Genomic DNA, 16,547 nt, shown 5'->3' with positions numbered 1-16,547 from the left:
TATTGTTTTTCCTGATGAAAAATGGTCATGGAAGTTTTGGACTTATTATTTATTTTTATGTGCCTTATCTTTTATTTCAATAAACTAATTATTTATTTTTGCGCCATCAGAACCTATTCTATATCCTTCACCTATAGCATTTACAACCATAGCACCTTTAAATCCATTAGATATTGGATTTAGATAATATGATTTTCCATTAGTTCCACTCTTTATCCAACCTGTTTGCATAAGTCCACTTTCATTCATGTAATACCATCTTCCATCTATCTTTTGCCAACCTGTTTGCTTAGCTCCATCTGGAGTTATAAAATACCATTCTCCACTTGTCTGATGCCATCCTTCACTTAATGATGTGGAAAGACTGCTTGTACTACTTGTAGCATTGCTTTCATTGCTTGATAATCTTTTAATATTTAGATTATATTCTCTTTGGTTATTATCATCATCTTTAATCTTAACTGTAACAGTATTTTTACCTTCCGATAATGACACTTTATCTGTCCAATCATCACCATCATCTACTGTACTGCCATTAATCTTAACAGTATAATCTTTATCTTCTGGCTCTGCACATATTTTTACATAACTCACTTTATTTTTAACATCAATATCATATGATGATTTCTCTTTATCGAAATTAAAATCAATATCATCGCTATCATATGTTAATGATAAATCATCTAAATATATATCATCATCACTACTATTTGAACTAGAATTTTCCTTTTTTATTTTGAGGTTATATGTTTCTTTAAGAGTTGATCCACTATATGCTTGAATTTTTAGTGTTACACTACTTGAAATACTAATTTCTTCATCTAAATTTATTTTTGTACTTCCCTTGTAAATTTCAACCTTATCACAATTAGTTCCTAAATCAATATCAGTAATCTTGATCTTCCTTACGTTGCTTCTAACTTTAGCATATAAGCTTGTTGGAGCTTTATCACTTATTTCACTTAACTTATACCGACTGTTATAACTGCTTTTAGTATATACTTTTACTGTATCATCTTTATTTGTTTCTAGTTTTATATCAGTAACATATCCTGAAGAACTAGCAGCATAAACAGCTGTTGTTCCTAAATTTAAAACACTTGGCATTATTGTAGGTGTTAAACTAAATGCCAAAGCAATAGATATTATTTTTTTTATGTCTTTTTTATTCATTATTATCTCCCCTATTATTAATTCACTACATTTTGCATAATTGTATTCGCTAATCACAAACAACTCAAGCAATTTATGTTATAGTAATAGTATAAACCTTAAAGTAACTTTAAGGTCAATATACCTTTAATCAAAAATATCTGTTTATAATAGGAGGTTCATATGAAAAAAAGAAATTATATTAAGGAAATTTCAGATATATTTGAAGTTCCATCTTCTACATTGCGCTATTGGGAGAATGAATGCCTTATTAAATTTTCAAGGGATGAAAAAAATAATTATCGACTCCCCTCTTTTCAGACAATATTGGATATTTGGAATATTGCATTTTATCGTGATCTTTCTATTCCGCTTAAAGAAATTAAACTAATACCTTTTATGAATATTGATGAGCTAGGGACTACTCTCAATAAAAATAAAGAAAAGCTCATTGATGAATTCCATAAGCTGAAAAATACTATTGAAAGAATTGAATCTAAAGAAAAAATTATTGAAAAATTAAAATATCTGCAATCCAATCCTTGTTATATAGACAATTGCATTTTTTCAGCAATTAAAGTATTTGATTATCCTAAGAATTATCTAAATAAAGAGTTTATACAATTATATCTTTCCAAACCTAATGAAGGTTTAATAGTTATTGATTCAGAAAAATCACTTATTGATTATGGTTATTTTACATCTGAAACTGATAATGATATTTTTAGAGAAAAAGATAGCTGTGAAAAATTATATTTAGTAGGCTTATTAAAAGTTGAATTTTATAATATGCTTAATAACAATTATAGTGAATTAATATCTAATGCTGAAAATTTAGGATATAAAACAGGTATTATCATTGGGAAATATCTAATTACTGCTTGTGATGATAAACAATATGATTACTATGAGGCGTGGATAGAATTGTTTTGAATGTAATTGATGTAATAGCTTACTTGATTTTCATAGCTTTCTAATTGTTCTTCATTGCTTGTACTGACATAAAAAAACACTCTAAATTTTAAAAATAAAAGCAACTTCATTAATTAGAAGATGCTTCATTAAAATCAAATATTTTTAATTTATACACACATAAGTGTATTTTCATTATTTACTTCTTTTGCCCAATAATCAACAGTATAATGCAAAACATAGTTTGTATCTTCTTCAAGTAGTTGATTAAATGTTGACTCTAAAACAACTTTTTTAGCTTCCTCATAATCATAATGATAGTTAGTAACTAAATTTTGTATAAGCAGGTGTTCCATATTTCTAAGTATAATGTGCCTATTTACGATATATAAGAACCACTGTCTCTACATGCCTTGTAAAAGCAAACATATTTATCCTCTATTCATTAGTGTATTCCAGCTTAATAGCTCGAATTATTTTCCATCTTTAGATAAACAGAAAATATTGTCCCAACCCCAACTTCACTTTCAACACGAATTTCCCCATGATTACTATCAATTATAGATTTCACTATGGAAAGTCCCAGACCATATCCTCCTTGTTCTCTAGATCTATGAACATCACTTCTAAAAAATCTATCATAAATTTTACTAAGATGCTTTTCAGTTATACCTGTCCCATTATCTGATATTCTTAGAACCCCAAAAGTTTCATCTTTAAATTTTTCTATAGCTGTAGATATTACTATTATCCCATTCTTTTTATCCGTATGAAGAACTGCATTTTGAGTTATATTAAATATAACTTGTTTAATCTGATCTTTATTTATATATACTATTACATCATCCTTTAGTTCAAGCTGTAATAGCATATCTTTAGAAAGAATTTGAAGTTGTGGAAATACTTCTTGGATTATATTATTTATGTTTTCTTTATTTATTTCTACAACTGGATTTTGCTCCAACCTAGTTAATGCCAAAAGATCATTTACTAATTTTGTTAGTCTTTCACTTTCTGTCAATATACTATTTAATGCCAAATCCAATTGTTGTTCATTTTTTGCTGCTCCTCTTAGTAGAACTTCTACAAAACCATGAATCGATGTGAGGGGAGTCCGAAGTTCATGAGATGCATCAGATACAAATCTTCTCATTTTCTCCTTAATATATTGTTCTTTTTGAAATGAGGATTCTATTCTTTCAAACATAATATTAAAAGATTTTGCTAATCTATCAATTTCCAATTGACCATTTTCTTCTGGCAATCTTTTATCTAAATCTGTTACATTTATTCCTTCAACAGTATCTGTTATATTATATAAAGGCTTTAATGTGCGTTTAAAAAGTCCCAATCCAAGTATTGTCCCTATTATCAATATTAGAATTGAAATACTTGTATGCATATATACTTCACGATTTAATATAGCGTCAATATCGTCTATTGATGTACTTAACTGTATTAACCCAACTGGTGAATCTAAGTCACCTATTTTTCTACACACAACTAATTGAGAATTATTATTTTTATCTTTTACAATTTCAAATACATGTTCCAAGTTACCTTGTTCATTAAAAAGGTTTATGTATTCTTCTTTAGAAAGTATTGGGACAGGTATTGCTTCTATTTTTCTTTCAGTTACCTCCTTAGAATCATCATCCCCATCATTATCATCTCTAGGCGTATCTGCATTACTTCTTTTACCTAACAACTCTCCATTTTTATCTATTAGGGCTACACTCATACTTTTATCCCATAAGTTCTTCAAAATTTCTTTAGAATCACTTTCAGTTACATCTGTCATATTTTCTTTTGACAAACTTGCAAAATCTATGTTGTGGAACCTTTCTTGCAACACTTGTACTTTTGTTTTATACAAATAGTCCTTCATACTTATATACTGAAAAATTCCCATTGCAACTAGTAAAACCGTTAATATAATAAGGAAACGGAATAACAGCTGCCATTTTAAACTCTTTATTTTAAGCTTGCCTATTAATTTTTTCATTGTAGCACCATTTTATAACCAACACCGCGAACAGTTTTAATAATATTATGTTCCTTATCATCTATTTTATCTCTTAAGTATCTTATGTATACTTCAACAATATTTTCTTCTCCATTAAAATCATATCCCCATACTTTTTCAAGTATCAATGACTTGCTAAGTGCTATTCCATTATTTATAAGTAAAAATCTTAATAAATTGTATTGAGTAGGAGGTAATTCTAATATTTTTCCACAGTAAGTGAACTCATGTGCTCCGTCATCTATAGTAAAATCACCAATACTCATGACATCATCTAATTCCGGAAAACTATTCCTTATCCTAGCATTAATTCGTGCTAAAAGTTCCTTAAAACTAAAAGGCTTTGCCATATAATCATCTGCACCAGTATCTAAGCCTTTTACTTTATCATCAACATCATCTCTTGCTGTAAGCATAATTATTGATGTTTTTATAGCTTTTTTAATCCTTGAACATACTTCATACCCATCCATTCCTGGTAACATAATATCTAATATAATTATATGAGGATTTATTTTTTGAGCTAATTCAATTGCTTCATTTCCATCAAAAGCTGAATACACAGCATATCCTTCAGCTTCTAACCCCATCTTAATAAAATCAACTATGCTTTTTTCATCATCTACTATAAGTATATTTATTTGTTCTCTTGCTAATAAATTCATAGAATTCCCCCTTTGATTATCAAGTTAGTCCTTGTATTTTCTGTTTTCTCACTCCTAATTTATTACTTATCAGCCTATTAGTATTCAAAAATTGTATTATTCTTTTCCAAAGACCTGTTCTTTAAGTCTTAAACCTTCTTTTGTTACTGCTACTCCACCTAAAGCTGTTTCCCTAAGTGATGGAGGCAAACATTTCCCTACCTTATACATTGCACTAACTGTATCATCAAACGGAATCTTAGATGCTACTCCTGCCATCACCATATCAACTGCACAAAGAGCAGTTATAGCTCCTTGAGCATTTCTCTTAGCACAAGGTATTTCAACAAGCCCTGCAACTGGATCACACACAAGTCCCAAAACATTTTTAAGTATTATAGCTGCTGCATCTAAACTCATTTGAGGTGTTCCCCCAAACATTTCAACAACTGCCGCTGCTCCCATTGCAGAAGCTGAGCCACATTCTGCTTGACATCCACCTTCTGCCCCTGACAAAGTAGCATTCAATCCAATAATAATTCCAACAGCTGCTGCTGCAAATAATCCTCTTAAAAGTCCCTCTTCATCTAACTCAAGCTTTTTCCCTGCTGCTAAAATCACAGCTGGCAATATTCCACAAGAACCAGCTGTTGGACATGCTACTATTTTCCCCATTGAAGCATTAACTTCCGAAGAAGAAAGTGCCATAGCCATTGCCATATTTGTTACAGTGCCTGTCAGTGTCTTGCCTTCCTTAGCATAATTATATAACTTAAAGCCATCTCCACCAATTAATCCACTAACTGAATAAACTTCCTTTTCCATTCCTTCATTAGCTGCTGAAATCATAACCTTTAAATTTGCTCTCATTTTTTCTACAACTTCATCTCTTGTTAATCCCTTTTCTTCAATTTCACATCTTATAGCATATTCACTTAATGAAATACTATATTTCTCACACAATTCTAATAATTCTACTCCAGTTTTAGCTATCATAACTAAATATCCACCTTCCTTAACTATTATCTTTCAAATTAAATTCCAACTGTTAACTGATGACAGCTGGGCTTATTGATATTACATTATGTACTAATTCTATATTTTTAATCTTTTCTATTATATGGTTATTAACCTTGTTATCCATTTCAAAAATCATGGTAGCATCTTGACCTTTATGATTTCTAAAAACTCTCATAAATGCTACATTTATATTCTCACTATAAAGAATACTTGTTACACCATTAATAACACCTGGTGCATCTTTATGATCGACTATTAAAGTTTCATACATTCCAGTAAAATCAACTTCATTATCATTAACTTCAATAATTTGAATACTTCCTCCACCAATAGATGAACCCATAACTTCACAATACTTTTCATCACTTGTTCTCATAATAAATTTTACTGTATTCGGATGAACATCTCCTAAATCAGCTTCCTTAAATAAAAATTTAATTCCCGCATCTTTTGCTATATCAATAGAATTTCTAAGCCTTTCATCACTTGGTTCCATTCCGAGTATTCCAGCAACCAATGCTCTATCTGTTCCATGTCCTTTATATGTTTTTGCAAAAGAACCATGCAATAAAAAAGTTACCTCAACTATCTCACTACCTGCTATACTCCTTGCAATTTTTCCAAGCCTTGCTGCACCTGCTGTATGTGAACTTGATGGACCTATCATAATAGGTCCTAAAATATCGAAAACTCCTATACCTTTCATATTACTCCTCTTTCTTATAACCTTTATCAAAAATACACTCTTAGTTTGTTTATTTATTATATTAATTAAACCACAATATAGTTAATTTTAATATGTCTATAATTTTATATTTTAGGGGCATCAAAAAAGCCAAGCAAAAAACAGGGTGTAATCACCTTAGTTTTTATGCTTGACTCTAAGTTCTCTCATCATTTTTATTCAATTTATGGTTTTATTATATGATGTAAATATATACTCATCCAGTATTTATAACACTACTTTAAGATTGATTGCTAATTGCTCATTTAACGATAGGATATAAGTATAAGAGGAAGTTATGTTAGTTCACTGTTTTCTTATATTAAGCATTATAGGCTATACTTCAACCTTATATTAAAACATAGCCTAATTGTTAAATAACTCATCACCGCTGTTAAAATCGAATCCAGGATGATGATCAAATTTAACAGCACCAACAGATGCTTTTCCTTGTACTGCTTTAGTAACAAGTGCAATCCCTTCATTTCCAAATCCTGCACAAAGCTCTATAGCGTTAACGCCTTGCTCAACTAATTCTTTTGCAATTTCAACCGCTTCACTGTAATTTTTTACACCTACTACGGTTAAATATACAACAGGAGTATCCACAACAGTTCTGTGAATTTTACAATCAACCTCAGGTGCTACAAAAATAAATGCTGCATTAACTTTCATTTTTTAGTCCCCTTTCTAATACCAATTTTACTCCGCCATAAATTCCAGCATCATTTCCCAGCTTAGCAAGTTCAAATCTTGTTCCTTCACATGCATGAAAAGCTTTTTCAATAAAGTGTTCTCTAATTACATTTATAAGAATCATTCCTGCCTTTGATACGCCTCCACCTATAACAAAAACTTCTGGATCGCATATACATGAAATGCTGGCAAGTGTACTTCCTAACTTTTCTCCCAAATCTTCAACCAGTTTATTAGCTAATTTATCTCCTTTTTTAGCTGCATCAAATATATCTTTTGCTGTAATTACATCCAAGTTTCTTAGAACTGAATGACTATCGTCATTACTTAAAAGTTTTTTTGATTCTTTTACTACTCCTGTTGCTGATGCATATTGCTCTAGACATCCTGTTTTTCCGCATCCACAAGTTTCTGTTTCATTTTTAGCAACTTTTATATGACCTATTTCTCCTCCAGCACCATTGGTTCCTGAAATTATATTTCCATCAATTATAATTCCACCACCAACTCCTGTTCCAAGGGTTACCATTACTACATTTTTATAGCCTTGTCCTCCGCCTTGCCACATTTCACCGAGTGCCGCAACATTGGCGTCATTACCGGCTTTTACTGGAAGATCAATCATTTCACTCAAGGTTTCTTCTACATTAAATACTCCCCAGCCTAAGTTAACACATTTTAAAACAGTTCCATCACTACTCACTGGCCCTGGAACTCCAATTCCAACACCTACCACATCATTTTTATGTATACTTTTTTCTTTCAACTTATCTTTTATTTCTTTTGCAATATCATCTAAAATATATTTTCCATTTTCCTCTTTTCTCGTATCTACTTCCCACTTTTCTAATAGTATTCCATCTCCCTTAAACAATCCCATTTTTATTGTAGTTCCACCAATATCTATTCCAAATCCATATTTTCGCATTATCTGTTCTCCCTGCAATTCGTTCTATTATTAATGATTTTCACTTTTAAATTATTTGTATAATTCCTATAACTTAAATTTTTGAACCATACTATTTAATCTTTCTGCTAATACAGCTTGATCTTGAGAAGTTTTAGTTATTTCTTGAATTGCCATAGTAGATTCATTAACACTTACTAATATTTCCTCTGAACTAGCAGCTGATTCCTCTGCTGTAGCTGATACAGTTTCAATTGCATTTTTAATTTCTGATATTGTTTCATTTACTGTATTCATTGAATCTACAATATCTGAAGATAAATCACTAAATTCTAGAGCATCATTACCATACTGTTTACCTGTATCTACAAACAATTCATAATCAACTTTAACCTTACTATCAATAAAGTTTAATACATCGTTCGCAGTTCTAGAAATATTATCAAATGCTTGTTGTACTTTCTGAGTCACGTCTTGAATGTTTTTAACTGTAGCGGAGGATTGTTCAGCTAATTTTCTAACTTCATCAGCAACTACTGCAAATCCTTTACCTTGTTCTCCTGCTCTTGCTGCTTCTATAGCTGCATTAAGTGCAAGAAGGTTTGTCTGACTTGCTATGTTTCCTATTTCATCAGCCATTATTTTAACTTGATTAACCACCTTGCCTTCTTCAATTGCTTTTACTATGCTTTCTTGTTTTTCTAAATATACTTGATTTGATGTACTAGTACTATTTTCAGCAGTTTTCCTAAATTGATTTGCTTTTATTTCTATGTTGTTCGCACTTTTATTTCCTTCATTTGCTTTCTCTGCAACATCAGCTACATTAGCTGAGATACTTTCTGTTGTAGCATTTATTTCTTGTGTTGTTGCACTTAATTGTTCTGCACCTAATGATACCTGCCTCACTGATTCATTAACAACATCCATTTTGGCAGATATTTCTTCTGTTGTTGCGCATATTTCTTCGCTTACAGTGCTTATATTCGCTGCCCCAGTAGATATTTCTTCAATTAACACCTTTAAGTTTAATATAGATTTATTTAAAGCTTTTGCTAAGATTCCAGTTTCACTATTGTTATCTATATCAGCTGTTTTTGATAAGTCATTTTCTCCAAGAGCTTTAGCAACTATTATAATCTTCTTTATTTGACTTGAAATTGTAGTAGAAATTATTATACCTAATATTACAGCAATAAATAACCCAAAAACTGTTACTACTATAGTTTTAACAACTGTACTTCTATATACTAATTGGCTATTATCATAATCAACTCGCGCATTTTCTGAAACTAATTCTACCTGCTTATCTAGAAATGCAAGTTTATTAGCTAAAATACCCTGACCATACTCAGACATAAGTCCACCTGTATCAGCATAATTTCCAGCCTCAGCTAAATTAATTATTTTATCACTTATTACACGAGAACTAGCCAATAATTTTTCAAATTCAGCCAATTCATTCCTATCTGAATCAGTTGTCAATATTGTTTTGTAATTTGCAATACTCTTATCCTCACTAGCTTTTGTAGTTTCCAACGTTTTCTTAAATGAATCTAATCCCAATCTAAATCCAGGATTAGCAACTAGTAACATGTCCCTTTCTCCTGAAATTGAATTTAATCTAAGTTCATTAATATATTTAATCTTTGCTAAATCATTCTCATAAATATTTTCAAGATTTTTGTTCATATTTCTCATGCTGTATATTCCAATACTCCCCACAATACCTATAAATAACCCAACAAGAATAAATGCTGATACTAGTTTATGAATAATTTTCAAATTGCTAAACCATTTCATTAATTGCCACTCCTTATTATTATATTTTTTAAAATCATTATTTATATAATTCGACAATTTTTTCATTTCTCCTTCTTCACATATTATATTCAATATTGTATCTCTTAAAGTAAAGTAAAAAAATCCAATAATTTTGTCTAAAGTTAATTGTTCTTCATAATTTATTCACTGCATTTTTCGTTCTGCATATTACTAAAATATAACTAAACATCGCCAATACAAGCATTCCAATAGTGCATATTATAAATATATTTCCAGTTGATACATTCCCAAATATACTTTTTGCAATGCAGTTTAGTATAATAGGCGATAACAAGCCGCCAATACCTCCAATTAATCCAAAAACACCACTTGCAAGAGTGACTGCAATTTGTGATACTGACATAGAAATCATATATGAAGCTTGCGCCATAAAACAGCTTAATGATATTCCCAAACATGCACTAGCAAAGAAAATCCCAATCATATTATTAGAAAAAACTACAAGAGACAAATATCCTACACCAGCTATAATAATTGAAAAAGGCAATGTTTTTTCTTTAAATAATGAAGATATTTTCGAAAAAGTAAGACCAACAATAAGTGCAAATACATCTGTAAACGCAGTTACAACACCCGTAAGAGCCGAACTTCCATTTAAATTTTGTGAGATATGTATTCCTATATTAGTCATATAAGCTGTTATAAATAATGTATGAAAAAAGCTAGTAATCGACAGATCAAACACCATTCGATTTAACTTTACTTTACTATGTTTTGTATCCTTAGAAACTTGTACTCCTGTCTCTGGCAATTGAGTTATTACAATTAAAAATGATATCATGGCAATCAAATGAAGTAAAAAAAACTTCTGATATCCTATGCTTCCCAGCATTCCTCCAACAATATTTATGCACATAGCTCCTATTCCCATCCCCGTAACATGCACTCCCATAAGCGCTGCGCGATCTTTACCTTGAAAAAATTCACTAATTATTGCTGTATTGAGAGGTGCTATTATTCCAAATCCAAACCCTATAAGAAATCTTGATATCATCATAAACGTAAAATTATCAACTATAAATGGACTTGTCCCTATAAAAGCAATAAAAATTAATCCTCCTAGCACTAATCTCTTTTTTGAAATTCTTGTTACTAGCCATCCAACAACTATAGATGCTATCATCAATAAAAAGTAAGGTAATGTCTGAAGCGCTTGAACCGTATTAGCTCCCTTCTCTTTAAATACATTATCTAACACCCCTAATATCGGTGCTACTCCACTAAGATTTAACCCTAAAGTAAAAGCAATTGAAAATACACATATTTTAATACGTATATTGTTTATTTCTCTCAAATTATCACTTCCCCGTTTTTATTTTTTAATATCCATTACATTATTAAGTCTCATCATAAGTTATGTTATTGTTTTCATTCAGAGTTTTAATACGAGAACTTTTAGAAGTTCTCTGTAATAATTACATCATATCATATTCATGAATACATTTGAAGTTTTTTCTGAAAATTTAGTTTTTTTCATGATTTATTATTATAATATTAGATATATATAAGTTGCATTAAAGCGTTACAATTCATAATTAATGTTTGTCTTTATATAATTTAACGTTATTTTTGCAACTTATATATACCAAGCAATTACACATTTTCTCAAGAAATTTCTTACATTAATAATGCATGTATTAGTTTTACACATATTTTAATATTTCTCTTTTTTTCTGAAAATAAAATTCAAATTTCGTTTTTACTCTTGTAATTTTCATGAAAATAATGTTATAATGTTTTCAAGAGATACAATATGTTATTTTATTAAATTATACAAGGAGGATAAAAAAATGAAAGTTAATTTTGGAATAATCGGTTTTGGATTTATGGGCCATATACATGAAAAAACATTAGATTCGTTAGAATCTGCAAATGTAGTAGCAATATGTGATATAAATGAAGAAAAAATGAACGATGCTATTACTGAAAATGTTATCAAAACTACTAGTTTTGATGAACTGTTAAAGATTGATGATATTAATACTGTACTAATTTCACTAAGTAATCATGTTCACAAGGAAGTTGTAATTAAGGCTGCAAAAGCAGGGAAAAACATAATTTGTGAAAAACCTGCTGCTATGAATGTAACGGAATACGATGAAATGATAGCCGCTGTTAAAGATGCCGGAGTATTATTTACGGTACATCAACAACGTAGATTCGACGTTGACTTTAGAACAGCAAAGGAAGTATATGATAAAGAGACATTAGGCAATGTATATACTATCCAATCAAAGTTATATGGAATAAATGGAAATATGCATGATTGGCATGTATTTAAAAAATATGGTGGCGGAATGTTATACGACTGGGGTGTTCATTTAATAGATCAAATGCTTTATATGGTTGATAGTAAGATAACGACTATATATGCTGATTTAAGGAATGTTATTAATGAAGAAGTAGACGATTACTTCAAGATTTTATTTAAGTTTGAAAATGGAGTAACAGGTGAAATTGAACTTGGAACATACTTCTTAGCTGACAAGCCAAAATGGTTTGAAAGACATTGGTTTATAGGTGGAGATACAGGAACCATGTATAGTGATGGTTTTGACCCAGAAGGAAAAATTGCAAGGACAACAAGACTTCTTGAAAATGTTTCAGGCAAAACTACTATGACTGCTTCTGGTCCAACACGTTCATTTGGACCACCACAAGAAGGAGTGCTAGTTACTGAAGATCTTCCTCAAGTGAATGTTGCTCATATTATGTTCTTTGAAAATTATCTAAATGCATTACAAGGAAAAGAAGAATTAATTGTTAAGATACCTGAAGTAAGAAGAGTTCTTGCTGTAATGGAAGCTGTAAGAGAATCAGCAGCCTCTGGAAAATCTGTTGATTTTGAATAAAAAATTTAAATAAATTTTAAATATAAAGGAGAATTGAATTATGAAAAACGGAAAAGTTCAAATTGCTATTGTAGGTTGTGGAGGAATTGCAAATCAAAAACACATGCCATCCATAAAAGCTAATTCAGAAAAGGCAGAAATAGTTGCCTTCTGTGATATTATACCTGAACGTGCAGAGAAAGCTGCTGCAGACTATGGAACACCAGATGCTAAAGTCTATGCAGATTATAAAGAAATGTTAGCTGATACAAGTATAGAATTTGATGTAGTACATGTATGCACTCCAAACGTTGCACACTGTCCAATTACAGTTGCAGCCTTTGAAGCAGGAAAGCATGTAATGTGTGAAAAGCCAATGGCTCATAACACTGAAGATGCACAAAAAATGATTGATACTTGGAAAAAATCAGGAATGAAATTCACAATTGGTTACCAAAACAGATTCCGTGATGATACAACAACATTAAATGCTTCATGTAAAAATGGAGAACTTGGAGAAGTTTATTTTGCTAAAGCACATGCTTTGAGAAGAAGAGCAGTTCCTACTTGGGGTGTATTCCCTAACAAAGCACTACAAGGTGGTGGTCCATTAATAGATATTGGTACTCATGCATTAGATATAACACTTTGGATGATGGATAATTATAAACCAGTTTCTGTAACTGGGCAAGTATTTTATAAACTAGGACGTCAAGCTGATGGTCCTGATGGAAATGTATTTGGTCCATGGGATCCTGAAACATTTGAAGTAGAAGATTCAGCATTTGGTATGATTAAAATGGAAAATGGAGCTGTTGTTTACCTAGAATCATCTTGGGCATTAAATATACTAAAATCTATGGAAGCATCTACAACACTTTGTGGAACAAAAGGTGGAGCTGAAATTCATCATGGTGGAAGTTATCCAAAAGATGAACTTATATACAACAATGTAGAACATAATCAATTAATGGAAAAAGTTATCTCACCTGCTGGTATTGTTGACTTCTTCCAAGGAGGAGCATCAGCAGAAGGTGTACGCGAGCAGTCACAATGGATGGATGCAATTATAAATGATACAGATCCACTAGTTAGACCTGAACAAGCTTTCGTAGTAACACAAATTCTAGAAGCGATCTATAAATCAGCTGAAACTGGTAAAGAAATATACCTTTAATAAATAATTAATTAACATAAGCCATAAGAGTTAGTCTCTTTTGGCTTATAATATCAAATTTTTTTAAATTGGAGGAATTATAATATGAAATTAGGTTTTGTAAGTGCTATTTTAGATACTTATACATTTGAAGAAATGATTGATTTTGCAAGTGAAAACGGTTTTGAATGTGTAGAAGTAGCTTGTTGGCCAAAAGGTAAAGCAGAACGTAGATATGCTGGTGTTACACATATTAATGTAGATGAACTTGATGACAATAAAATTGCTTATATTAAAGATTATTGTTCTAAGAAAAATGTAACTTTATCTTCTCTTGCTTACTATCCAAATGCTTTAGATCCTGATCTTGAAAAAAGAGAAGCTCATATTAACCATATAAAAAAATTAATCGTTGCATCTAACAAATTAAATATAGGTGTAGTAACTACTTTTATAGGTAGAGATCAAAATAAGACTGTAGAAGAAAATCTTGAAATATTCAAAGATGTTTGGACTCCAATAATAAAATTAGCCGAAGAAAACAAAGTTAAAGTTGCTATAGAAAATTGTCCAATGTTATTTACAAATGATCAATGGCCAGGCGGACAAAATCTTGCAACAACTCCTGCTATTTGGAGACAAATGTTTACTGCAATACAAAGCGATTATTTAGGACTAAACTATGATCCATCACATTTTGTTTGGCAGCAAATTGATTATATTAAGCCACTATACGAATTCAAAGATAAAATATTTCATGTACATTATAAAGATATTAAAGTTTATAAAGATAAATTAGACGATGTTGGGATTATGGCTACTCCATTAAAATTCATGTCTCCAAAATTACCAGGTCTTGGTGATGTAAACTGGGGTAAATATATTTCCGCTTTAACTGATATTGGATATAAAGGTAATACATGTATAGAGATTGAGGATAAAGCTTTTGAAGGCTCAGACGAAGAAATTAGAAACTCTTTATTACTTAGTCAAAAGCATTTAAAACAATTTGTAATTTAAAAGCACTTTCTCACAATACTTATTATTAAATAAATGAATACTAAACATATAATGCACACTAACTTAACACTATAATACACTATAAAATTATTGAAATTATAAACTTAAATCTAAGGAGGATTTTATTATGAAAGAAATTACATGTGACGTAGTTGTCGTTGCTGCTGGTCCAGCTGGGCTTGCTGCAGCAATATCAGCTGCTGAAAATGATATGTCAGTTATAGTATTTGAAAAATCAATGAACACAGGTGGTGCAGCCAATATGGGTATGGGCCCATTAGGTCTTGGAACTAGCGTTCAACGTAAAGAATTAGCAACTGTAGATAAAAATAAAGCTTTTGATATGTTTATGAATTATACACATTGGAGAGTAGATGCAACTTTAGTTAGAAAGTACTTTGATAAATCTGCTGATACTATCGATTGGTTACAAGATATGGGAGTTGAATTCTATAAAGCTTCTAAATATTTCCCTGGTTCAGAGCCTACTTGGCATATTGTAAAACCTGAATCTGGTATGCCTGGTCCAAGAGCTGCTGCTACTATGATAAAACGTATGACTGAAAGAGCTGTAGAATTAGGAGTTCAATTTTATTTTGAAACACCTGGAAAAGAATTAATAAAAACTGATGGCAAGATAACTGGAGTTATCGGCGAAACTAAAGATGGCGAAGAAATCAAAGCAAACTGTAAATCTGCTATTATTGCAACAGGTGGTTTTGGTGATAATGCTGAGATGATAAAGAAATATACTGGATATGAATGCGGAAAGGACTATTTTGGTTTCCGTATCCCAGGATTAGTTGGTGATGGAATTAAAATGGCTTGGAATGCTGGTGCTGGTAAAAGTGATGTTAGTATTGAAATGACATCATCTCTTCCTGGAGAAAATATCACAACTTCAATTCACGCTGCATTTAACCAACCAAATCTATTAGTTAATTTGCAAGGTGAACGTTTCTTTAATGAAGAACACTTTGAAAATAGTACTTATGCTGGAAATGCTATAAATATTCAAAAAGATCGTTGTGCTTTCATGATTATCGATGAATCAATTAAAAGACAATACCTTAAAAGAGGTGTTGATGTTGTAAGTATGGTTCTAAATCAAGAAACTATTGATGGCTTTGATGAACATATGGAAACAGCTATTTCTCAGGGAAATCCTTACTTATTTGTTGCTGATACTATTGAAGAATTAGCAAAGAAAACTGGAATTGATTGTGATACCCTATTAGATACAATTGATGATTATAATGATGCTTGCGAAGCTAGAGATGAAGCTTTTGGTAAAAAGGCTGAATATATGAGACAAATAAGAAAAGGAAAATTCTATGCTGCTAAATTCTTCCCTGGCGCTTATGGTTCATTAGGTGGAATTAAAATCAATCATAAAACTGAAGTTGTTACACAAGACTTTGAAGTTATTGAAGGACTTTATGCAGCTGGAACAGATACTTGCACAATTTATGGTGACAGTTATATGTTCTTATTACCAGGTAACACTATGGGATATGCATTAAACAGTGGTCGTATGGCTGGTGAAAATGCTTCTGATTATGTTAATGCATTATAATCTCTTTAAGATATAATTACAAAATAAAAGATATGCAC

The 16,547-nt window shown here is 30.8% G+C and carries 15 protein-coding genes; 5 read left to right on the top strand and 10 right to left on the bottom strand.

All coding sequences use genetic code 11. The annotated features are described in order from the left end of the window. Positions 1-84: 84 nt before the first annotated feature. Complete coding sequence (locus psyc5s11_RS28040) at positions 85-1,173, bottom strand: cadherin-like beta sandwich domain-containing protein (RefSeq protein WP_311196410.1); 1,089 nt, start codon at positions 1,171-1,173, stop codon at positions 85-87. 162 nt (positions 1,174-1,335) lie between these two features. On the opposite strand from psyc5s11_RS28040, the gene psyc5s11_RS05570 reads away from it, so the two are divergent. Then, positions 1,336-2,085, top strand: coding sequence for a MerR family transcriptional regulator (locus tag psyc5s11_RS05570; protein WP_224036644.1), 750 nt, complete (start codon positions 1,336-1,338; stop codon positions 2,083-2,085). 149 nt (positions 2,086-2,234) lie between these two features. On the opposite strand, the gene psyc5s11_RS05565 is transcribed toward psyc5s11_RS05570, so the two are convergent. The 9 genes from psyc5s11_RS05565 to psyc5s11_RS05525 all read right to left on the bottom strand — a co-directional run bounded on the left by psyc5s11_RS05565 (position 2,235) and on the right by psyc5s11_RS05525 (position 11,220). Further along, positions 2,235-2,420, bottom strand: a complete 186-nt coding sequence (locus tag psyc5s11_RS05565) for a hypothetical protein (RefSeq protein WP_224036643.1) — start codon at positions 2,418-2,420, stop codon at positions 2,235-2,237. Between the two features lie 104 nt (positions 2,421-2,524). Beyond that, positions 2,525-4,069, bottom strand: coding sequence for a sensor histidine kinase (locus psyc5s11_RS05560; protein ID WP_224036642.1), 1,545 nt, complete (start codon positions 4,067-4,069; stop codon positions 2,525-2,527). After that, positions 4,066-4,755 carry a response regulator transcription factor gene (locus psyc5s11_RS05555; protein WP_224036641.1) on the bottom strand — a complete coding sequence of 230 codons (690 nt, stop codon included), beginning with the start codon at positions 4,753-4,755 and terminating at the stop codon, positions 4,066-4,068. Before psyc5s11_RS05555 ends, psyc5s11_RS05560 begins: the two co-directional genes overlap by 4 nt. Before the next feature lie 96 nt (positions 4,756-4,851). Continuing rightward, positions 4,852-5,730 carry an L-serine ammonia-lyase, iron-sulfur-dependent, subunit alpha gene (sdaAA, locus tag psyc5s11_RS05550; RefSeq protein WP_224036640.1) on the bottom strand — a complete coding sequence of 293 codons (879 nt, stop codon included), beginning with the start codon at positions 5,728-5,730 and terminating at the stop codon, positions 4,852-4,854. Positions 5,731-5,782: 52 nt separating this feature from the next. After that, positions 5,783-6,460 carry an L-serine ammonia-lyase, iron-sulfur-dependent subunit beta gene (gene sdaAB, locus psyc5s11_RS05545; protein ID WP_224036639.1) on the bottom strand — a complete coding sequence of 226 codons (678 nt, stop codon included), beginning with the start codon at positions 6,458-6,460 and terminating at the stop codon, positions 5,783-5,785. Positions 6,461-6,844: 384 nt separating this feature from the next. Further along, complete coding sequence (locus psyc5s11_RS05540) at positions 6,845-7,153, bottom strand: DUF6506 family protein (protein ID WP_224036638.1); 309 nt, start codon at positions 7,151-7,153, stop codon at positions 6,845-6,847. Then, positions 7,143-8,102 carry an ROK family glucokinase gene (locus tag psyc5s11_RS05535; protein ID WP_224036637.1) on the bottom strand — a complete coding sequence of 320 codons (960 nt, stop codon included), beginning with the start codon at positions 8,100-8,102 and terminating at the stop codon, positions 7,143-7,145. Before psyc5s11_RS05535 ends, psyc5s11_RS05540 begins: the two co-directional genes overlap by 11 nt. A 66-nt stretch (positions 8,103-8,168) precedes the next feature. Next, positions 8,169-9,884, bottom strand: a complete 1,716-nt coding sequence (locus tag psyc5s11_RS05530; protein WP_224036636.1) for a methyl-accepting chemotaxis protein — start codon at positions 9,882-9,884, stop codon at positions 8,169-8,171. A 154-nt stretch (positions 9,885-10,038) separates the two neighbouring features. Beyond that, positions 10,039-11,220 carry an MFS transporter gene (locus tag psyc5s11_RS05525; RefSeq protein WP_224036635.1) on the bottom strand — a complete coding sequence of 394 codons (1,182 nt, stop codon included), beginning with the start codon at positions 11,218-11,220 and terminating at the stop codon, positions 10,039-10,041. Positions 11,221-11,716: 496 nt separating this feature from the next. Between psyc5s11_RS05525 and psyc5s11_RS05520 the strand changes: the two genes are divergently transcribed. The 4 genes from psyc5s11_RS05520 (at position 11,717) to psyc5s11_RS05505 (ending at position 16,509) form a co-directional block, all read left to right on the top strand. Next, positions 11,717-12,778, top strand: a complete 1,062-nt coding sequence (locus psyc5s11_RS05520; RefSeq protein WP_224036634.1) for a Gfo/Idh/MocA family protein — start codon at positions 11,717-11,719, stop codon at positions 12,776-12,778. 40 nt (positions 12,779-12,818) lie between these two features. After that, positions 12,819-13,934 carry a Gfo/Idh/MocA family protein gene (locus psyc5s11_RS05515; protein ID WP_224036633.1) on the top strand — a complete coding sequence of 372 codons (1,116 nt, stop codon included), beginning with the start codon at positions 12,819-12,821 and terminating at the stop codon, positions 13,932-13,934. A gap of 84 nt (positions 13,935-14,018) precedes the next feature. Beyond that, a complete protein-coding gene (locus psyc5s11_RS05510; RefSeq protein WP_224036632.1) occupies positions 14,019-14,933 on the top strand; it encodes a sugar phosphate isomerase/epimerase family protein in 915 nt (304 codons plus the stop codon). A 127-nt stretch (positions 14,934-15,060) separates the two neighbouring features. Continuing rightward, entirely contained in the window at positions 15,061-16,509 is a 1,449-nt protein-coding gene (locus psyc5s11_RS05505; RefSeq protein WP_224036631.1) for an FAD-dependent oxidoreductase, read from the top strand. The last annotated feature ends 38 nt before the right edge of the window (positions 16,510-16,547 follow it).

Source organism: Clostridium gelidum (genome assembly GCF_019977655.1).
GTDB classification, from domain to species: domain Bacteria; phylum Bacillota; class Clostridia; order Clostridiales; family Clostridiaceae; genus Clostridium; species Clostridium gelidum.
Note: the sequence above shows the minus strand (reverse complement) of the source record. Positions and strands in the feature narration are given on the sequence as shown.

What these genes read in the sequence shown, in the direction of transcription:
- psyc5s11_RS28040 (WP_311196410.1), bottom strand. Translation starts at nt 1,173, where the DNA reads ATGAATAAAAAAGACATAAAAAAAATAATATCTATTGCTTTGGCATTT.
- psyc5s11_RS05570 (WP_224036644.1), top strand. Translation starts at nt 1,336, where the DNA reads ATGAAAAAAAGAAATTATATTAAGGAAATTTCAGATATATTTGAAGTT.
- psyc5s11_RS05565 (WP_224036643.1), bottom strand. Translation starts at nt 2,420, where the DNA reads ATGGAACACCTGCTTATACAAAATTTAGTTACTAACTATCATTATGAT.
- psyc5s11_RS05560 (WP_224036642.1), bottom strand. Translation starts at nt 4,069, where the DNA reads ATGAAAAAATTAATAGGCAAGCTTAAAATAAAGAGTTTAAAATGGCAG.
- psyc5s11_RS05555 (WP_224036641.1), bottom strand. Translation starts at nt 4,755, where the DNA reads ATGAATTTATTAGCAAGAGAACAAATAAATATACTTATAGTAGATGAT.
- sdaAA (WP_224036640.1), bottom strand. Translation starts at nt 5,730, where the DNA reads ATGATAGCTAAAACTGGAGTAGAATTATTAGAATTGTGTGAGAAATAT.
- sdaAB (WP_224036639.1), bottom strand. Translation starts at nt 6,460, where the DNA reads ATGAAAGGTATAGGAGTTTTCGATATTTTAGGACCTATTATGATAGGT.
- psyc5s11_RS05540 (WP_224036638.1), bottom strand. Translation starts at nt 7,153, where the DNA reads ATGAAAGTTAATGCAGCATTTATTTTTGTAGCACCTGAGGTTGATTGT.
- psyc5s11_RS05535 (WP_224036637.1), bottom strand. Translation starts at nt 8,102, where the DNA reads ATGCGAAAATATGGATTTGGAATAGATATTGGTGGAACTACAATAAAA.
- psyc5s11_RS05530 (WP_224036636.1), bottom strand. Translation starts at nt 9,884, where the DNA reads ATGAAATGGTTTAGCAATTTGAAAATTATTCATAAACTAGTATCAGCA.
- psyc5s11_RS05520 (WP_224036634.1), top strand. Translation starts at nt 11,717, where the DNA reads ATGAAAGTTAATTTTGGAATAATCGGTTTTGGATTTATGGGCCATATA.
- psyc5s11_RS05515 (WP_224036633.1), top strand. Translation starts at nt 12,819, where the DNA reads ATGAAAAACGGAAAAGTTCAAATTGCTATTGTAGGTTGTGGAGGAATT.
- psyc5s11_RS05510 (WP_224036632.1), top strand. Translation starts at nt 14,019, where the DNA reads ATGAAATTAGGTTTTGTAAGTGCTATTTTAGATACTTATACATTTGAA.
- psyc5s11_RS05505 (WP_224036631.1), top strand. Translation starts at nt 15,061, where the DNA reads ATGAAAGAAATTACATGTGACGTAGTTGTCGTTGCTGCTGGTCCAGCT.